The 17,849-nt window shown below is 54.5% G+C and carries 18 protein-coding genes; 7 read left to right on the plus strand and 11 right to left on the minus strand.

Annotated features, from left to right (window positions below; translation table 11 throughout):
- Positions 1-400: 400 nt before the first annotated feature.
- Entirely contained in the window at positions 401-799 is a 399-nt protein-coding gene (locus RHH53_RS01360) for a RidA family protein (protein ID WP_302678649.1), read from the plus strand.
- Here the strand turns inward: RHH53_RS01360 and RHH53_RS01365 are convergent.
- The 7 genes from RHH53_RS01365 to RHH53_RS01395 form a co-directional block, all read right to left on the minus strand.
- Complete coding sequence (locus tag RHH53_RS01365) at positions 786-1,304, minus strand: DUF4330 domain-containing protein (protein WP_206200736.1); 519 nt, start codon at positions 1,302-1,304, stop codon at positions 786-788. The genes RHH53_RS01360 and RHH53_RS01365 overlap by 14 nt on opposite strands.
- Before the next feature lie 49 nt (positions 1,305-1,353).
- A complete protein-coding gene (locus RHH53_RS01370; RefSeq protein WP_310453154.1) occupies positions 1,354-2,361 on the minus strand; it encodes a WD40 repeat domain-containing protein in 1,008 nt (335 codons plus the stop codon).
- Between the two features lie 11 nt (positions 2,362-2,372).
- The gene (locus RHH53_RS01375; protein ID WP_310453155.1) at positions 2,373-2,903 is read right to left on the minus strand and encodes a hypothetical protein; all 531 of its coding nucleotides are present in this window, start codon (positions 2,901-2,903) and stop codon (positions 2,373-2,375) included.
- On the minus strand, positions 2,848-3,231 hold the full coding sequence (locus RHH53_RS01380) for an FHA domain-containing protein (protein ID WP_302677080.1): 384 nt from the start codon (positions 3,229-3,231) through the stop codon (positions 2,848-2,850). The genes RHH53_RS01375 and RHH53_RS01380 overlap by 56 nt, the downstream gene beginning before the upstream one ends.
- 69 nt (positions 3,232-3,300) lie before the next feature.
- On the minus strand, positions 3,301-3,930 hold the full coding sequence (locus tag RHH53_RS01385) for a response regulator transcription factor (RefSeq protein ID WP_302677081.1): 630 nt from the start codon (positions 3,928-3,930) through the stop codon (positions 3,301-3,303).
- A gap of 18 nt (positions 3,931-3,948) precedes the next feature.
- Positions 3,949-4,296 carry a YbaB/EbfC family nucleoid-associated protein gene (locus tag RHH53_RS01390; protein WP_206200739.1) on the minus strand — a complete coding sequence of 116 codons (348 nt, stop codon included), beginning with the start codon at positions 4,294-4,296 and terminating at the stop codon, positions 3,949-3,951.
- A 61-nt stretch (positions 4,297-4,357) separates the two neighbouring features.
- Positions 4,358-5,059: a lipid-binding SYLF domain-containing protein gene (locus RHH53_RS01395; RefSeq protein ID WP_225901613.1), complete on the minus strand. Its 702-nt coding sequence runs from the start codon at positions 5,057-5,059 to the stop codon at positions 4,358-4,360.
- A 272-nt stretch (positions 5,060-5,331) separates the two neighbouring features.
- Between RHH53_RS01395 and RHH53_RS01400 the strand changes: the two genes are divergently transcribed.
- From RHH53_RS01400 to RHH53_RS01420, 5 genes are all read left to right on the plus strand, one after another.
- On the plus strand, positions 5,332-7,311 hold the full coding sequence (locus tag RHH53_RS01400; protein ID WP_302678652.1) for an NAD(P)H-quinone oxidoreductase subunit 5: 1,980 nt from the start codon (positions 5,332-5,334) through the stop codon (positions 7,309-7,311).
- A 49-nt stretch (positions 7,312-7,360) separates the two neighbouring features.
- The gene (ndhD1, locus tag RHH53_RS01405) at positions 7,361-8,944 is read left to right on the plus strand and encodes a photosynthetic/respiratory NAD(P)H-quinone oxidoreductase subunit D1 (protein ID WP_206200741.1); all 1,584 of its coding nucleotides are present in this window, start codon (positions 7,361-7,363) and stop codon (positions 8,942-8,944) included.
- Positions 8,941-9,762 (plus strand): alpha/beta hydrolase, encoded by an 822-nt coding sequence (locus RHH53_RS01410; RefSeq protein ID WP_310743991.1) that lies wholly within the window; start codon positions 8,941-8,943, stop codon positions 9,760-9,762. The genes ndhD1 and RHH53_RS01410 overlap by 4 nt, the downstream gene beginning before the upstream one ends.
- Positions 9,763-9,846: 84 nt before the next feature.
- Positions 9,847-11,436, plus strand: coding sequence for a glucose-6-phosphate isomerase (locus tag RHH53_RS01415; RefSeq protein WP_310743992.1), 1,590 nt, complete (start codon positions 9,847-9,849; stop codon positions 11,434-11,436).
- Positions 11,436-12,482 (plus strand): extracellular solute-binding protein, encoded by a 1,047-nt coding sequence (locus tag RHH53_RS01420; RefSeq protein WP_286625878.1) that lies wholly within the window; start codon positions 11,436-11,438, stop codon positions 12,480-12,482. Before RHH53_RS01415 ends, RHH53_RS01420 begins: the two co-directional genes overlap by 1 nt.
- On the opposite strand, the gene RHH53_RS01425 is transcribed toward RHH53_RS01420, so the two are convergent.
- Positions 12,479-13,759 carry a CCA tRNA nucleotidyltransferase gene (locus tag RHH53_RS01425; protein ID WP_302678655.1) on the minus strand — a complete coding sequence of 427 codons (1,281 nt, stop codon included), beginning with the start codon at positions 13,757-13,759 and terminating at the stop codon, positions 12,479-12,481. The two genes, RHH53_RS01420 and RHH53_RS01425, sit on opposite strands and share 4 nt — an antisense overlap.
- Entirely contained in the window at positions 13,759-15,066 is a 1,308-nt protein-coding gene (locus RHH53_RS01430) for a pentapeptide repeat-containing protein (protein WP_206200746.1), read from the minus strand. Before RHH53_RS01430 ends, RHH53_RS01425 begins: the two co-directional genes overlap by 1 nt.
- Before the next feature lie 92 nt (positions 15,067-15,158).
- On the opposite strand from RHH53_RS01430, the gene RHH53_RS01435 reads away from it, so the two are divergent.
- Positions 15,159-15,431, plus strand: coding sequence for a YciI family protein (locus RHH53_RS01435; protein WP_302677089.1), 273 nt, complete (start codon positions 15,159-15,161; stop codon positions 15,429-15,431).
- Here RHH53_RS01435 and RHH53_RS01440 read toward each other — a convergent pair.
- Positions 15,428-16,633: an argininosuccinate synthase gene (locus tag RHH53_RS01440; RefSeq protein ID WP_302678656.1), complete on the minus strand. Its 1,206-nt coding sequence runs from the start codon at positions 16,631-16,633 to the stop codon at positions 15,428-15,430. The genes RHH53_RS01435 and RHH53_RS01440 overlap by 4 nt on opposite strands.
- Positions 16,634-16,717: 84 nt before the next feature.
- Positions 16,718-17,716: a 2-hydroxyacid dehydrogenase gene (locus tag RHH53_RS01445; RefSeq protein WP_310743993.1), complete on the minus strand. Its 999-nt coding sequence runs from the start codon at positions 17,714-17,716 to the stop codon at positions 16,718-16,720.
- Between the last annotated feature and the right edge of the window lie 133 nt (positions 17,717-17,849).

Here is a 17,849-nt window from a genome sequence, read left to right on the forward strand (position 1 = left end):
CCACGACTCTGACCTTTGGCTCTCGCTCCGGTGGACTGATGGTCATCGAGTCTCTCCTCTCTCTTAGGCAAGGAAGGAACGAGGGCATTCACCTCGGCAATATAGAAAGATCTTTAGATCAATGATTGTGAAGAATCGTGAATCTAAAGACCCAGAATGGAACGATAAAGCCCGTTCAGGAGGCGAATGCTCAATTCAGCATTATAGAAGGGGAGTACAGACTTTGCCGATAATTAACATTATTTAAGATGCTTGAATTCTTGACATGATTGTGGGGGTATAAATGCATAATATATGCGCTATCATATCCATTGATTTAATACAGGTGGCCGTGGCTCAATTCCCTGTAGAATCGGCTTTTGGGGCGATCGCCCCCGACATGTAAATTGTTTTAAGTTTTATGACAAAAGTGATTATTTGTACCACTGATGCGCCTAGGCCGGTCGGCCCCTATAGCCAAGCCGTGCGGCAAGGGGAATGGGTCTTTCTCGCAGGGCAAATTGCCCTTGATCCAAAAACGGGTGAGATTGTTGGTGGCGAAGATGTCAAGGAGCAAACCCGCCAAGTGATGGATAATCTCAGTGCTGTCCTCAAGGCCGCCGGTAGCGATTGGTCACAGGTGGTGAAAACAACCGTGTATCTTGCAGACCTCAATGACTTCGCCGCCATGAATGAAATCTATGCTCAGTACATGGATGCTGAGACAGCGCCTGCCCGTGCCTGTGTGGAAGTATCGCGCCTGCCGAAGGGAGCCAAGGTCGAAATTGACTGCATTGCCTACTGTCCTACAACGGCCTAACGGCAATCACCGAGGCACGGAAATTATACTCTTTGCCCTCTAATTCTACGGGCGTTCCCACTTTGATGGCCATATTCCCTAGCACCGGGCCATTGTTCGTGATTTGGCCTCGGCCTTCGAGGGTCAGGAGCAAGTTGCTACTGTAGGCCATCTCTGGGCGGGGATCTGGCAGCGCTTTAACCGACCCATCGGGCTGGGAAACAGTAACTGTGCGCGGCAGAACCTGGACATTTTTCACAGTAATTTGGCCGTAGGGCTGGTTGCGAATAATAAAGTTGGCGGTACTGCTCTTGGGAATTAGGTCTTGGGGAGTGGGAGTACTCAGACCCAGAACGAGAACATCTACTTCAATGGGTTGGGCAGCGGTCATTTGTGCCAACGAGGTGCCCGATCGCCCCGGCAGGAGGAACAAGCCCGCCAAAACGCACAGGAGAACAAGCCCTGCCCCAAGGTCTAGAAGACTCAGCTTGCCAAAAAGACGGCCATAGCGATCAATGAGTTTCATCGGCACTCTAGCTTAAACCCGCAGCAACATCCTACCACACGGGTTCTCCCTAACCGGCTTGCCAAACCCAGAGTTCCCCTTGGGTGCCCCCGGCGGCTAAATACGATCCCTTGGGGTGCCAAGCAAGAGTTGTGAAGTATTCTTGGGCACCTTGCAGTAACTCCTGCGGTTGAGTTTGCTGCCAATAACACAGCCATCCCTCATCGCCACTGGACACGAAGCCTTGACCTTGGGGATGAATAGAGAGGGCGCGCACAGTGCCACGGTGCAGATCCAGCACTTGGGGTTGCCAGCCGCTTGCATCCTCGCTGAGGCGCCAGAGGATAATCCCCTCTTGGGAACTGCTCAGGAGCTGGGGGGCTTGGTTAGTGGTTTCCAACCAGTGAAGATGCCGCACTTTACCGGGAAAGCCCTGCATGTGCCACGGATACTGATCGCCCCAACGCCAGACAAAAAGGGTGTGATCCATGTTGCTGGCCGCGAAATATTCCCCTGTGGCAGACCAGGCTACGCCCACTGTTGCAGACATAAACCCCAATTCTTGGGGATCGGCATCCCAATCTTTAGCCGACCACACCCGCACACCGCCATAACCGGCAACGGCCAAAGCATCACCCGTAGGTTGCCAAGCCAAAGCCAGCACTGACGAGGCCGCAAAATCAAGGGTGGCAATGACATCGGCTTGAGCCGCATCCCAAATCTGGACGTAATGACCAAGACTAAAAGCAACCCAAGGCAATGTGGGATGCCAAGCCAGTTGATCAATCCAGTGGGAACCGTAGTGGAGCACCTGAAGATTCTCAGGGTGAGCTAAGGAACCAATGAGTACCCGTCCCTGCTCTCCCGCCGCTGCCCACCACTGGCGATCGCTGGCCACCGCGAGGATCGTTAAGCTTTGATCGGTCGCCGTTTGCAAGATGAGTTGCTCACCCACCTCTGGATCAATGTGATAGACCTCTCCTGCGGCGGAAGCGGCCAACAGATGGCGATCGCCCCACGCCAAGGCGGTGACGTACTCTTGAAGTTGGGTTTGCCCTAGTGGGATCAGAGAATTCACCAGTCACGCCCCTAGTGGAGGGTGTCGAAATAGATCTGAATGCCGACAATCATGGCAAACATGAGGACAATAAACAAGCTGATGATCAGCCAGTGCCCCGCTACATTCACGTCAAAGATCTCACCATAAATGTTGTAGAGCCGGTCAATAATGCCTTCTGCTTGGCCAATGGCTTTTTCCCGCTTCAGCATCCAGTTAGAATACCGTTCTTGCCAAATCTGCAGATCATCCTTGTAGTTGGTCATCTCCTCTTGGAAGGTGGCAAAGGCGGCTGGGGTGGTTGGCGTTCCTGGTTCCGTGGGCTTTTGCGGTTCGGCCTCATCAAGGGCTGGGGTGTAGTAGCCACAAACCCCCGGGAAGTAGCAGGTCTTAGAGAGTTGGGCACCCGTGCAACGACAGCTTTCGGGGGGATGGGTTTCATTGGGTTTCGTCCAGCAGGGATCCAAAGCGACATCCTTGCCCACTTTTGTAGTTGTGACAAAGGCTTCAAAGGGCCACTTGGTTAGGGTAAAGACATTCATGACTTGGCCAATCGGATTCATCTGAGAGGGGGCAATAATCCCGCCCCCAAATGTGACTTGGGGAATAATAAAGAGAATTAACAACAGGGGGGCGATCGCCATAGACCAGACCGAGCTTACTGTCCAAGTCACGGATGCGATAGCCAGTGTCCGTCTTAACAATTTCAAAGTGATGCCGCGAAATGGTCGGATAGGAAATCACAATTTCGTTGTGGGGCGATCGCCCTACCCGTACCGTGGGTTGCAAGAGTGGAAATTCCTCGACGGAAGCGGGCGTACTCATTTGCAGAAAGGGGGATGATTCTTGATCCGAGGCTAAAACCGTTGCCTCATTGCTATGGGATGCCATGGGACACAGGATCAACACACCGACGGTTCCCCTTCACGATAACAAGTGTCCTTGAGTCTTGGGGAAGGCCTAGACTAAACCGTTACGAAGTGCAACAACCGCCGCCTGCACACGGTCATCCACCGCCAACTTGTTCAAAATACCCCGCACATGGGTCTTGATAGTATTTGGACTGAGAAACAGCTTACTGGCAATTTCAGGGTTACTATAGCCTTCCACCATCAGCTTCAGGACATCCAGTTCCCGCTGCGACAGGTGATAGTCCATTGTCGGTTGGGGCGGATGCAGGTGCTGGATCACATGGCGGGCAATCTGGGGATCAAGGTAAGTGGCTCCTTCTTGGGCAGCAGCGATCGCCATCAGTAATCGCTCAACGGTTTCTCCCTTGATACAGTAGGCATCGGCACCACTAGAAAGGGCAGCAACAGCTTCAAGAGCCGATTGGTGGGAGGTAAGCATCACCACATGAATGTCAGGAAATTCTCGCTTCAGCCGTTGGGTGGCGGCAATCCCGTCTAGCCTTGGTAGGCCAATGTCCATAATGACCACTTGCGGCTGCAACTGCCGTGTCATATCAATGGCGCCATAGCCATCTTCGGCATAACCCACCACAGCAAACTGCTCTCCTAGGGCTTGTCCTAGCCCCAGTTGCATCATTGGATCATCTTCCACAATCAGGAGCCGCAGCTTGGGTGCCATGGTGGGCGGGGAAGTGCATTAACCGAGACCCGGAACGTTCAAGCCACCTGTTAACTCTTCCATCCGTTCCCGCATGGTAGCGGTGGATTTTTGGTAGGCATCGCGCATGGCAGCGGTCACCAAATCAGAGAGCACTTCAGCCCCTTCACTCAGGAGATCTGGGCTGATTTCGACGCGGCGGGGTTCTTGGGTACCACTCATAATCACTTTGACGGCACCCCCCGCTGCTTGACCCTCAATGTCCATTTTTTCGAGGTCTTCTTGCAGCTTCTTGGCGCCTTCTTGAACTTGTTGTGCTTTCTGGATGGCTGCGGCCAGCTCCTTCATTTTGCCAAGACCGAAGCCAAAACCCTGTCCCTGTGCCATAGTGTTCCTTCTATACAGTGCGGACTATTGACTGCTATCTTATCACTGTCTTGAGAAGGGATTAGCGCGCTGCACGGGCAAGGGCATTGTAGAGACCATTGAGGACGGGAGGGGAAGGGAGGGGGGGCGAGTTCTCGAAAATTTGCATCGGAGTAAGATTGGGTCGACCATAGAAGCGGCTGCTGCTTCGGCGGTCAAAACTAATATTGGCGCCTTCTAGGGCAACGCCGGCAAACAGACCCGCACTGCGTGTGTAGGAAAAGACTTGGGGACTCGGATCCGTAGGACTGACGACTTCGCCACCCACAGGGCCTGCCGCAACGGAGACATTGCCGCCTAGACGAAAGGACTGCGCCAAGCTGCGCATGACGACGGATTTATCCATGAAGGCCAGCACCACATCCGTGGATTGGGCACCAATTTGCAGGCCAAAGCTCCCGCCGGTCATTGTGATAAAGGCGGGCTTACTCCATTCATTATTTTCATTGCGCACAAGCAGAATACCGGCCCCACGGCGGCCCCCAAAGAGAAAGCCCGCTTGAACGACATTGGGAATAATGGCAATTCCTTGAGCGCGCTGGACAATCCTCGGTGGAATGCGGTTGTTGTTGTTAAATGTAAACTCGCCAAGGACAAATGTGGCATTCTCGACCCGTTGCACCATGCGAGAATCAGGGGCATTTTGGGCAAGGGTGGTATGGGGGATGAAAATCAGGGCGATCGCCCCTACAATTGCAGCGCCGGCTCGGTGAAATCGTGCCATAGGAAAACTCAATTCCATCGCAGTTCCTCTTATTTGTGCGTCAATGCATCGTTAGACGAGCCAACCTTATCTGCCTGTTCCCTGACCTGTCATGCCCTAGTTGGCAGTAACAAACCTGAAGAAAACCTGTTTTTTGATTTTCTGCAACCGATTTCCGGCATCTGTTGTTAAAACGGATGTGGCAGAATGTAAAGGGTTTTGCCTGCACTAGTGATTCATACCTAGTTCGTCTTTCCAAGCAGGCAGCTCTCATGGAAAGTTAGGTGGCACGCATGGAACCCCTGTATCAATATGCTTGGCTGATTCCCGTTTTACCCCTGTTGGGAGCGCTGATTGTTGGCTTTGGCTTGATTGCCTTTTCAGAGACCACCTCGAAACTGCGGCGACCCAGTGCCATTTTCATCATGGCGTTGATGGCGATCGCCATGGTGCATTCTCTGAGCCTTTTCTGGAGTCAAGTCCAAGGCCACGCCCCCTATACGCAAATGATTGAATGGGCAGCGGCGGGCAATCTCCACATTGCCATGGGATACGTGATTGACCCCTTAGCGGCATTGATGTTGGTCATCGTCACAACGGTGGCCTTTTTAGTCATGCTCTACAGCGATGGCTACATGGCTCATGATGCGGGCTATGTTCGCTTTTTTGCCTATCTCAGCCTGTTTGGCTCCTCGATGCTGGGGTTGGTGGTCAGTCCCAACTTGGTGCAGGTCTATATCTTTTGGGAATTGGTGGGGATGTGCTCCTACCTGCTGATTGGCTTCTGGTATGACCGCAAAAGCGCGGCGGAAGCAGCACAGAAGGCATTTGTTACCAACCGTGTCGGTGATTTTGGCCTTTTGTTGGGCATGGTGGGGCTATTTTGGGCAACGGGTACCTTTGACTTTGGTGGCATGGGCGATCGCCTGACGGAACTGGTCAATACCGGCCTACTTTCCCCTAGTCTTGCCGCCATTCTTGCCATCTTGGTCTTTCTCGGTCCTGTGGCCAAATCTGCCCAGTTTCCCCTGCATGTGTGGCTGCCGGATGCGATGGAAGGTCCGACCCCCATTTCTGCTCTGATTCACGCGGCAACCATGGTGGCAGCCGGGGTCTTCCTGATTGCGCGGATGTTCCCTGTGTTTGAGCAATTGCCCCAAGTGATGACGATCATTGCTTGGACGGGGGCCTTTACGGCCTTTATGGGGGCAACCATTGCCATCACCCAAAACGACATCAAAAAGAGCTTGGCCTATTCAACCATTTCCCAACTGGGCTATATGGTCATGGGGATGGGCGTGGGTGCCTACAGTGCTGGCCTTTTTCACCTGATGACCCATGCCTACTTCAAAGCGATGCTCTTTCTTGGATCGGGGTCAGTCATCCACAGCATGGAAGGGGTGGTTGGCCATAACCCAGACTTGGCTCAAGATATGCGCTACATGGGGGGGCTGCGCAAGTACATGCCGATTACGGGGGCAACGTTTCTAGTGGGGTGCTTGGCCATTTCTGGCGTGCCTCCCTTTGCTGGCTTTTGGTCAAAGGATGAAATTTTAGGCGCGGTTTTTCATGCCAACCCGGCAATGTGGCTGCTGACGTGGCTCACGGCGGGCTTAACCGCCTTTTACATGTTCCGCATGTACTTCATGACCTTTGAGGGCAAGTTCCGTAATGTGCCCCCAGAGTTACAGGAGCACTATGATCACAATGCCCACCACGATCAGCACGCTGCTGAACCCCATGAATCTCCTTGGACAATGACCCTACCCTTGGTGGTGCTAGCGATTCCCTCGACGTTGATTGGTTTTGTGGGTACCCCCTTCAACAATCTCTTTGAGGCCTTTATCCATGCTCCCGGTGAGGAGATGGTGGCGGAGCACGCGGTAGATTTGACAGAGTTTCTCATCCTTGGCGGTAGCTCTGTAGGCATTGGCCTGATTGGCATTACCTTGGCCTCCCTGATGTATCTCAAGGGCACTCCCAGTCCGCAGGCGATCGCCAAAGCCATTCAACCGCTGTACCAGTTCTCACTGCATAAGTGGTATTTCGATGAACTCTATGAAGCGGTCTTCATTAAAGGCTGTCGTCGCTTGGCGCGTCAGGTCCTGGAAGTGGATTACAACGTGGTGGATGGCGTGGTCAACCTCACGGGCTTTGTCACGATGGTCACTGGTGAAGGACTGAAATACTTCCAAAATGGCCGTGCCCAATTCTACGCCCTCATTGTGCTGCTGGCGGTGTTGGGATTTGTCATCTTCTCGGTGCAAGCCTAACCCCGGTCATGGTTCTTTCCCAACTGCTGGAGGAGTAAACACGACTGCCATGAGTACGTTTCCTTGGCTGACAACGATTATCCTGTTCCCAATTGTGGCTTCCTTGGCGATTCCCTTCATTCCAGATGCCACAGGCAAAGGACGCCCAATCCGCTGGTATGCCCTGACGGTGGGGTTGATTGACTTTGCCTTGATTGTCTATGCCTTCACGAATTTCTATGACCTGAACACCCCCGGCATGCAACTGTGGGAAAGCTATGACTGGATTCCCGAAATTGGCCTGCGCTGGTCAGTGGGGGCAGATGGCCTCTCGATGCCGCTGATTTTACTCACGGGCTTTATTACCACGCTGGCGATTTTGGCGGCTTGGCCAGTGACCCTGAAGCCGCGACTGTTTTATTTCTTAATGCTGGCGATGTATGGTGGCCAGATTGCCGTTTTTGCCGTGCAGGATATGCTGGTCTTTTTCCTTGCGTGGGAACTGGAGCTGATTCCGGTGTACCTGCTACTGGCCATTTGGGGGGGGCACAAGCGTCAATACGCGGCAACAAAGTTCATTCTCTACACGGCTGGTAGCTCCCTCTTTATTTTGGTGGCGGGTTTGGCCATGGCCTTCTATGGCGACACGATTAGCTTTGATATGCAGACCTTGGCGGCCAAGGACTATGCCATTGGGTTTCAACTGCTGGTTTATGCCGGCTTTTTGGTGGCCTACGGCGTCAAGCTGCCGATTGTCCCCCTGCACACGTGGTTGCCGGATGCCCACGGTGAAGCAACAGCGCCGGTGCACATGCTGCTGGCGGGGATTCTCCTGAAGATGGGCGGCTATGCCCTGATTCGCATGAATGTCGATATGCTGCCGGCAGCCCATGCCAAGTTTGCCCCCGTTTTGGTGATTTTGGGGGTGGTCAACATCATCTATGCGGCGCTGACCTCCTATGCGCAGCGCAATCTCAAGCGCAAAATTGCCTACTCCTCGATTTCCCACATGGGCTTTGTGCTGATTGGGATTGCCTCGTTTACCAATTTGGGCATGAGTGGGGCAATGCTACAAATGGTCTCCCACGGCTTAATTGGGGCGAGTCTCTTCTTTTTGGTGGGAGCCACCTATGACCGTACCCACACGCTGATCCTTGAGGAAATGGGCGGTGTTGGCCAGAAAATGAAGAAGATCTTTGCCATGTTTACGGCCTGCTCCTTGGCCTCCCTTGCCCTGCCGGGGATGAGTGGCTTTGTGGCTGAACTCATGGTCTTTATTGGCTTTGCCACTAGTGATGCCTATTCGTTGCCCTTCCGCGTGATTGTGGTCTTTTTGGCGGCAGTGGGGGTGATCTTGACACCGATTTACCTGCTGTCGATGCTGCGGGAAATTTTCTACGGCCCTGAAAACAAGGAACTGGTGGAGCATGAAGCCCTTGTGGATGCTGAACCCCGCGAGGTGTTTATCATTGCCTGTCTTTTGGTACCAATTATTGGCATTGGCCTCTATCCCAAGCTATTGACGCAAATTTACGATGCCACCACGGGGCAGGTGATTGCGCGAGCGCGGGAAGTGGTACCGACGCTGGCTCAGCAGGTGGATCAACCCTTAGGGACACTGGTGGCACCGAGCCTGAACTCAAAGACTAAATGAGTTGGCTACAAGATTGGGTACTGGGGGAGTGGAGCTGGCTGCGCTTGGGGCGATCGGCACTCCTGATTTATCTGATCATTGCGGTCTATCTCTACTTTGGCGCCGATGCCCTCATCTTCCATCCACCCCGTCCTACCTACTCCCTTTCTGAGGAGATCCGGCTGATTCCAGTGGGGCAGGGCGATCGCCTTGCGGTGCGGTATGTTGCCAACCCAGACGCTCACTTTACGCTGCTGTTTAGTCACGGCAATGGGGAAGACCTCGGCATGGTGGAACCCTTTCTACAGACGCTGCGGCAGTGGGGGTTTTCCGTCCTCGCCTACGACTATCGTGGCTACGGCTTGAGTTCGGGTCGCCCTAGTGAGCGTCATGCCTACGCAGATGCTTTGGCAGCCTATACCTATCTCACAGAGGAACTGCGAGTCCCCCCAGAGCGGGTGATTCTCTATGGCCGTTCCCTTGGCGGTGGGGTGGCGACGGAACTGGCAACACAGGTTGCAATTGCGGGGTTGGTCTTAGAAAGTACCTTTACTTCCATCTTTCGGGTGGTGGTACCTTTCCCGTTGTTTCCCTTTGATCGCTTTATCAACCGAGATAAACTGCCGCAAGTCAAGGTGCCGCTGTTGATTCTCCACGGTACTGCCGATAGCATCGTGCCCTTTCGTCATGGCCAATACCTTTTTGCCATTGCCCGTGAGCCAAAATTTTCCCTCTGGGTCGAGGGTGCCGATCACAATGATTTTGTTGAGGTGGCGGGCGATCGCCTGCGGATAGCGTTAGAGGAATTTGCTGCTTTTCTGAAGGCACAATCTGCCTAGGGTGTTTATTAAGGGAAAGCTGATGTTCCCAGTAAGGGACAGTTGTTGAGGTACGCTGAGATCGTAGCGCGAAAAGATTTTCTTATGGATGCTTTGGCTCTTTGGCAGCATTACCAAGACTGGTTGTACTACCACCCTGAGTTAGAGTTCTATGTGGATGTCAGTCGTATGGGGCTGACCCTAGAAGTGGTACGTCGCCTAGAGCCAGCTTTTGAGCGCGCCTTTCAGCAAATGAAGGAATTGGAAGCAGGGGCGATCGCCAACCCCGATGAGGGCCGCATGGTGGGGCACTACTGGCTGCGGGATGCCGATTTGGCACCAACTCCAGAACTGCGTGCCGAAATTCGCGATGCCATTGCCCAAGTGAAGCAGTTTAGCCAGCAAGTCCACAGTGGCGCCATTGCTCCACCCCAAGGGGGTCGCTTTACCGAGATTCTCTCCATTGGCATTGGGGGGTCTGCCCTAGGTCCGCAGTTTGCGGCGGCTGCCCTTGCCCCTGTGAATCCGCCCCTGAACATTCACTTTTTGGACAACACCGACCCTGCCGGGTTTGAGCGGGTTTTTGCGGAACTAGGCGATCGCCTGCGGACGACATTGGTGATTGTCATTTCCAAATCGGGGGGGACACCGGAAACCCGCAATGGCATGCTAGAAGCCCAAGCCCGCTTCCAACGTGCCGGCCTTGCCTTTGCCGATCACGCCGTCGCCGTCACCCTGCCGGGCAGTGGCCTTGCCCAAGTGGCGGAGTCCAACGGTTGGCTGGCCATTTTCCCGATGTTTGACTGGGTGGGGGGGCGCACCTCGGAACTGTCAACGGTGGGTCTATTGCCCGCTGCCCTGCAAGGGATTGACATTGATGCCCTCCTCGCGGGAGCAAAATTGATGGATCAGGCAACCCGCGTGCCGAAGATTCGCCAAAATCCCGCTGCCCTACTCGCCTTGGCTTGGCACCATGCGGGCAATGGTCGGGGTGAAAAAGATATGGTTGTCCTGCCCTACAAAGATAGTCTGCTCCTGTTTAGCCGCTACTTGCAGCAGTTGGTAATGGAGTCCCTCGGCAAGGAAAAAGACCTCGACGGCAACATTGTCCACCAAGGGATTGCGGTCTATGGCAACAAGGGAACCACGGATCAGCATGCCTATGTGCAGCAGTTGCGGGATGGCCTACCTAACTTCTTTGTCACGTTTATTGAGGTGCTGCGGGATGGCCAAGAACCCGCCATTGACGTGGAGCCGGGGATTACTGCGGGGGATTACCTCAGTGGCCTACTCCTCGGCACCCGCCAAGCTCTCTATGAAAAGAATCGCCCCTCCCTGACGGTGACGATTCCGGACGTGACCCCGAAAACCGTGGGTGCCTTGATTGCCCTCTATGAACGAGCGGTGGGTCTTTATGGCTTCTTGGTGAATATCAATGCCTACCATCAGCCGGGGGTGGAAGCGGGGAAAAAAGCAGCGGCGGCCAACTTGGCGTTGCAACGGCAGATTGTTAAAGTCTTAGAACAAAGTGATGAACCCCTAGACTTGCAGGCGATCGCCGACGCTGTCAATGCGCCGGATCAACTGGAGCGGATTTACCTGATCCTGCGGCACCTTGTGGCCAATGATCGCGGCATCGAGCAACTGGGGGATCCAGGGCAGCCAAGTCAATTGCAGTTTCGGTGGCAACGCTAATGCAGCGGCGGCAATTTTGTCAGGGGTTGTTTGCCTTGGGGGCGATCGCCCTCAGTGGGTGTCAAGCCACTGCCAATACAGGACTCACCGTCTATTTACTGCGAAAATCCTTACCCCCCCAATTGATTCAGCGCTTTCGTCAACAGGCCGGCGTGGGACTTCAGCTGCGGCTGCGGGAAACCCCCCAAGAGTTAGCCAACACCTTTGCAGCGGGAATCCTCGGGTCAGCCGTCCTCAGTCTCGGGGATGCTTGGATAGCTCAGGCCGTGGCGCAACGACAGATTGCCCCTATTCCCAAACCACTGATTCAAAACCGGTGGGACTGGGCTGAACCGTGGCAGCCATTACTGCAACTCATTGGCAAAGACGATGCTCTCTGGGGTCTGCCCTATCGCTGGGGGGCAACAGTCCTCATTTATCGCCGCCAGTTCTTTGCCGATTTGGGCTGGGAACCCACAGATTGGGATGTCCTATGGCATCCAAGCGTTCAAGGCCACTATAGCCTGTTAAATCAGCCGCGGGAAGTGATTGGGTTGACGCTGAAATCCCTAGGGCTATCCTACAATGCCCCACCCACCCACCCCGAATTACGGCAACGCTTGCAGCGTCTCCGCCAAGGGTGTCGTTTTTTTAGTTCTGACGCCTACCTGCAGCCACTGATGCTGGGCAGTACACAATTAGCAGTGGGTTGGTCAACGGATGTACTGCCGCTGCTGAAGCGAGATCCGCAGACCTATGCCGCCGTGTTTCCCGCCAGTGGGACAGCGCTGTGGGTGGATTTGTGGGTCTGTGGCCAAAACCCCGATGCGGCAGCCTTGGCTTGGTTGAACTACTGGTGGCAACCGGAAGTTGCTGAGCAACTCAGCCAGTTTAGTGATGCTCCCTCGCCGCTGGTGAGCGATTTAAGACGCACTCTCTTGCATCGCTATATTCCCCTAGCGACTCCCACCGCCTTTGCCAAGAGTGAACTCCTGCTCCCCCTCGATGTGGCTGCCCAAAAACGCTATGACACCCTTTGGCAGGAAATGTTTTTGCCCCTCTCCTAAGTGTGCCGCGGTTGCCTTGAACCACCTAGGATTTCTGCCACATAGGCGAGGGCTTGGGGGCGATCGCGAATTTCTCCCCGCGCTTGCGCCGCTTCCACAGCTCGCAACAATTCACCCACACGCGGCCCCGGCGAGACCTGAAACACTTCTACCAGATCGGCACCCCGCACCAATTGGGGGGGATGGGCAATGGCATCCTTGGGGTCTAACCACCCTTTGACCAAGGGCACTAGATGCGCTTTGGGGATGCCCCGGCTCAGGGCAAGGGCAACAAAGGCTGGAAAATAGCTACCCGCCGCGCGGAATAGATAGAAGGCTTGCTCGCGGTTCAGGGGGTGTTCGAGGGGGACTAGCCAGTGGTTGAGCAATCGGCACAGGACTTGGACAATGCGAATTTCATCAGTGGTGTAGGTGAGGGCAGTTAGTTCCTCGGCAGCGCGGCGATCGCTGGCATTCACGAGGCAGGTGAGCTTGGCCAAAGCCGCTAGGGTTCGCCGTTGGGGTTCGCCGGGGGCAGTTGTTGCGGCAATAGATGTCGTTAGCGCTGGCCAAAGGGCTGGGAAGGGAAAATTCCCTAGGGTGGATTCAAGGGCATGGTAGTGGGTAATCCGCTCCTCGGTGACCGACGGCAGCCACACCGCCAACACGCCATCGCGAAAAGCAAGGGTGAGATAGGGGGCACTCTCAAGGGCACTGAGAAAATAACTGAGTTCCACCCGCACCCGTTCTGGGGCGACTCGTCGCAGTTGGGGGGCAAGGGTTTGGATCACCTGCCGCGTTTTGGGCGTAATCGTAAATTGCAGTTGGGCAGCTTGGCGATAGGCGCGTAGGAGTCGCAGGGGATCAGCAGCGAGATTTTCTGGTGCGACATAGTGAATTTGGCGGCGTTGCAGATCTTGGAGGCCACCGAGGGGATCGATGATGTGGTGGTGGTGAATGTCGTAGGCAATGGCATTGAGGCGAAAATCGCGATCGCTCAAATCGGTCAAGAGGGTTTCTCCGTGCCGCTGGGCAATATCCACCGTTGTATTAGCAAAGACTAAGCGGGCAATCTGACGCTGCCGATCCAAAACCACTAAACCAGCCTTGTACTTATCCGCCAGTTTTTGGGTCAGGGCAATCGCATCCCTCGGCACAATAAAATCCAAGTCGGGGCACGAATTGATCCGGCCTAGGAGCGCATCCCGCACCGCTCCCCCCACGAGGTAGGTATCGGCCGGTAAATCACTGACTGCGATCGGCCAGCGACTAAAATCAAAGGGTTGAAGGGCGACCATTAGAGCTGGTTGAGAGCGATCGCTTGCCCCCCAAGGGTGACCCTCAAGTTTTCCCCCTGCACACAGACGAGCCCTGCGGCGGTTTCAATGGTGAGGCAGTTATTTTCAAATTTGAGTAAGCCGTTCCAAGGCGGGACTGCTGGGGCAGAGGTGGTGGGCAATCCAGACGGGACACTTTCTAGCCAAATCAGCGAGGCATCCCCAGAAAAGTGGCGATCGCCCATCGCCGTTTTGATTATCAGACCACCGCCCGCCGACGGTGAAAAGGCAATATCGCAAATGGGCTGCCACTCCTTGCCCACCAACAGTTGCAATTGCTGTGGCTCCTGAGGTGTGGCAGTGGACTTGAGCAGTAACCACCAAGTTTTCCAAAGTTGCCGTGCCGTTCCCCAACGCACCACCTGCCCCGACGGAATGGCGACCTGTTCGTAGTGCCACGCCGGTACGGGTTCACTGACGTATTGTGTGGGCAAGAAGGAATGGGCTTGGAGGACACTGGCCACCACATCGGCAAAGGGCGCCTCGGCAAAAAGGGTTACTTTTTCATTGGCCACACTCTCACCTTCTACCACCGCCACCACCGTTTCCGTGACCGTGCGCAATTGATAGCAGTGATTGCCGAGGCTAACCACCTTCAAATCAGCACTTTGGTAGGTACTGGGCAGGGGGTGTTGTTGCAGGATCAGCATTTGAATCACCTGCTCATTCGTCCACTCAATCACGGTGGTTTCGTTTGCAGTGGCCATTGGCTTAGCCATTGGCGTTGGGGCGGGCAACGGAACCTCTTCCATTTCCCCAGCCTCAAAGACCACTTCGCCATTGGGCAGTATAGTTCCTGAGAGCTTGGCTTCCTCTAAGTCTTGGCGGCGGGCGATCGCCCCGGTCAGATCCGCCTCTGAGAGATCTGCCCCCACCACATTTGTATCCTTCAGATTACTGTCGTGGAGCACCGCCCCCTTGAGGATGGCCCCACTGAGCACCGCCTGCTGCAAATTGGCGCGTGAGAGGTAGGCACCCACTAGGATGGCGCCACTGAGCATGGCTTCCTGCAAGTTGGCATCGGTCAGATTAGCACCACTCAGATCTGCGCCAATCAGATTTGCCCCCCGCAGATTGGCATTGGCCAAGTTGGCCTTGATCAAATCCGCTCCACTCCAGTTGATGCCCTGAAGATCCGCCCCCGCTAGATCCACATGGCTCAGTTGCACCAGCGGGAACACACTGCCCGCCAAATTCACACCCCGGAAATTCCGCACCCCACGGGCAAATTCGCTTAACAAGGTTTCAAGGGTAATTGCTTTGCTCATAGCCGCTCACTAGCAGGGCACCACAGAGTTTTTCAAGCCCACTGCTATAGCTATTCTAGGTCTTGATTCCCATCCAGAGGAGCCAGTCAGCGATGCCATGGTTTGTCAAAATTGAACGCGGTATTGTGGACAAAGCCACCTTTGATCGCCACGTTCCTGCCCACCGTGCCTATGTGCGCGCCCTCATTGCCGCAGGGCATCAAGCCCGCACGGGATACTGGGCTGAGCGCGGGGGTGGCATGTTGTTGTTTCAGGCGGATTCCCGGCAAGCCGCTGAAGAAATTGTTGCCCGCGATCCCCTCGTCCAACACCAGTGTGTCCACTACGAACTCCATGAGTGGTGTATCGTCGAAGCCCCCGATTAGCCTTGGCGCAGTTTTTCTGCCCAGACACGGGTGGGTAGCCCCCACACGTAGATAAAGCCCTCGGCTGCCCTGTGATCAAATTGATCCTCGGCACCATAGGTGGCCAAATCGGGCGTGTAGAGGGAGTAGGGAGATTGCCGCCCCACCACCCGTGCGGTTCCCTTAAAGAGCTTGACGCGCACGGTACCCGTCACCCGCTTCTGGGTCTGTTGAATAAAAGCATCCAAGGCTTCCTTGAGGGGGCTATACCAAAGACCGTTATAGACCAAACGGCTGTAGGTCTCTTCAATCCCCCGTTTGTACTGCGTCACATCGGCGGTTAAGGTCAAGCTTTCCAAATCGCGGTGGGCGTCAATAAGCACCAAGAGGGCAGGGGCTTCGTAAATTTCGCGGGATTTAATGCCGACAAGGCGATTTTCAATCATGTCAATGCGACCAAAGCCGTGGCGCCCCACCCGCTCATTGAGTTCACTCACCAGCGTTACGGGATCGAGGGAGCGGCCATCGAGGCTAACGGGAATTCCGGCCTCAAAGCCAATATCCACATACTCCGGGGAGTTGGGGGTATTTTCAATGGCTTGGGTCATCAAATAGATTTCCTCAAGGGGTTCAATCCACGGATCCTCAAGGGGGCCGGCTTCAATACTGCGTCCCAAAAGATTGCGGTCAATGCTGTAGGGGGAAGATTTTTTCACAGGCGCAGGAATGCCAAAGCGTTCGCCATAGGCAATGGTTTCTTCGCGGCTCATGCCCCATTCGCGAGCGGGTGCCAGGACCTTGAGGTTGGGATTCAGGGCGGCGATCGCCACATCAAAGCGCACTTGATCATTGCCTTTCCCTGTACAGCCGTGGGCAACGGCATCGGCACCATACTCAGCAGCCGCATCCACCAAGAGCTTGGCAATCAGAGGGCGAGCAAGGGCCGTCGAGAGGGGATAGCGATTTTCGTAGAGGGCGTTGGCCTGAAGAGCGGGAAAGGCATAGTTGCGGATGAACTCAGCTTTGGCATCGACCACCAGCGAGGCACTGGCACCAGCATCAAGGGCTTTTTGGCGAATGGGTTCCAGTTCATCCCCCTGTCCTAAATCAGCGGCGAGGGTAATGACTTCCTTCACGCCCCACTCGTGCTTGAGATAGGGAATACACACGGAGGTATCCACTCCCCCCGAATAGGCCAAAATGACTTTTTCTGCACGCCCCATGATTCTTTCCTGAAATAAATGCGATCGCTACTATAGCGGATCTGTTTGCCAGAAACGTTATAGCAATAACCGTTTCGCCGAGCCTTACATCTGTTTCACTTCGTTTGCTAGGGGCAGGCCTTGCTCAAAACAGGTCAGATTTTCAATTGTCGTACGGGCAATATCCGTGAGGGCATTGCGGGTAAAGAAGGCTTGGTGAGCAGTAATCACCACATTGGGGAAGGATTGCAGGAGTTGGAAGGTGTCGTCCTGAATAATCGTGTCCGAAAGATCTTGGAAAAAGAGGGAGTCTTCCTCTTCATAGACATCAATGCCCAGATAACCAATTTGGCCGCTTTTAATGCCCTCAATGACTGCTTTGGTGTCCACCAGCTTGCCACGACTGGTATTGATTAACATGACACCGCGCTTCATTTGGGCGATCGTGGTCGCATTGATCAGGTGTTCATTTTCGGGGACAAGGGGGCAATGAAGAGTGACAATGTCCGATTCAGCCAAGAGGGTTTCTAGGGTTGTGTAGGTGCCTATCTGCTCAAAGTCTTTGTTGGGGTAGGGATCATAGCCGTAGAGGTGGCAGCCAAAACCAGCCATAATCTGAGCAACAATACGGCCAATTTTACCCGTGCCAATGATGCCGACCGTACAACCATGGAGGTCAAAGCCCATCAGCCCCTCTAAGGAAAAATTATCATCGCGCACGCGGTTGTAGGCACGGTGGAGTTTGCGGTTTAGCATCAGGATCAGCCCCACCGTATGCTCCGCTACCGAATAGGGGGAATAAGCACTGACGCGGGTAACTGTGATGCCCAAGCTGGCCGCTGTTGCCAAATCCACATTGTTGAAGCCCGTACAGCGCAGCGTCACCAGACGCACCCCCAACGCTGCCAGCCGTTTGAGGGTCTCTGCCCCCAGATCATCATTGACAAATACACAGACGGCCTCATGTCCCTCGGCAAGGGAAACTGTTTGAGGACGCAGCAGCACATCGTAGTAGGTGAGGAGATGGGGATGACCTTGAGCTTCATTGGCGGCATTCAGAAACTGGCGATCGTAGGATTTGGCACTGAAAACGGCAACTTTCATAGCATGGCTCTCCTAGCCCAAGTGACATTACAGCCCTTTTCACTAGGGTTGAACACTCTGAATCCTGAGAACGTTAATGGCGGACAGCATGCCGATGTGTCCTGTCTGTTAACCCCATATTCCACAAAAGAGC

The organism is Thermosynechococcus sp. PKX82 (genome assembly GCF_031583255.1).
Taxonomy (GTDB): domain Bacteria; phylum Cyanobacteriota; class Cyanobacteriia; order Thermosynechococcales; family Thermosynechococcaceae; genus Thermosynechococcus.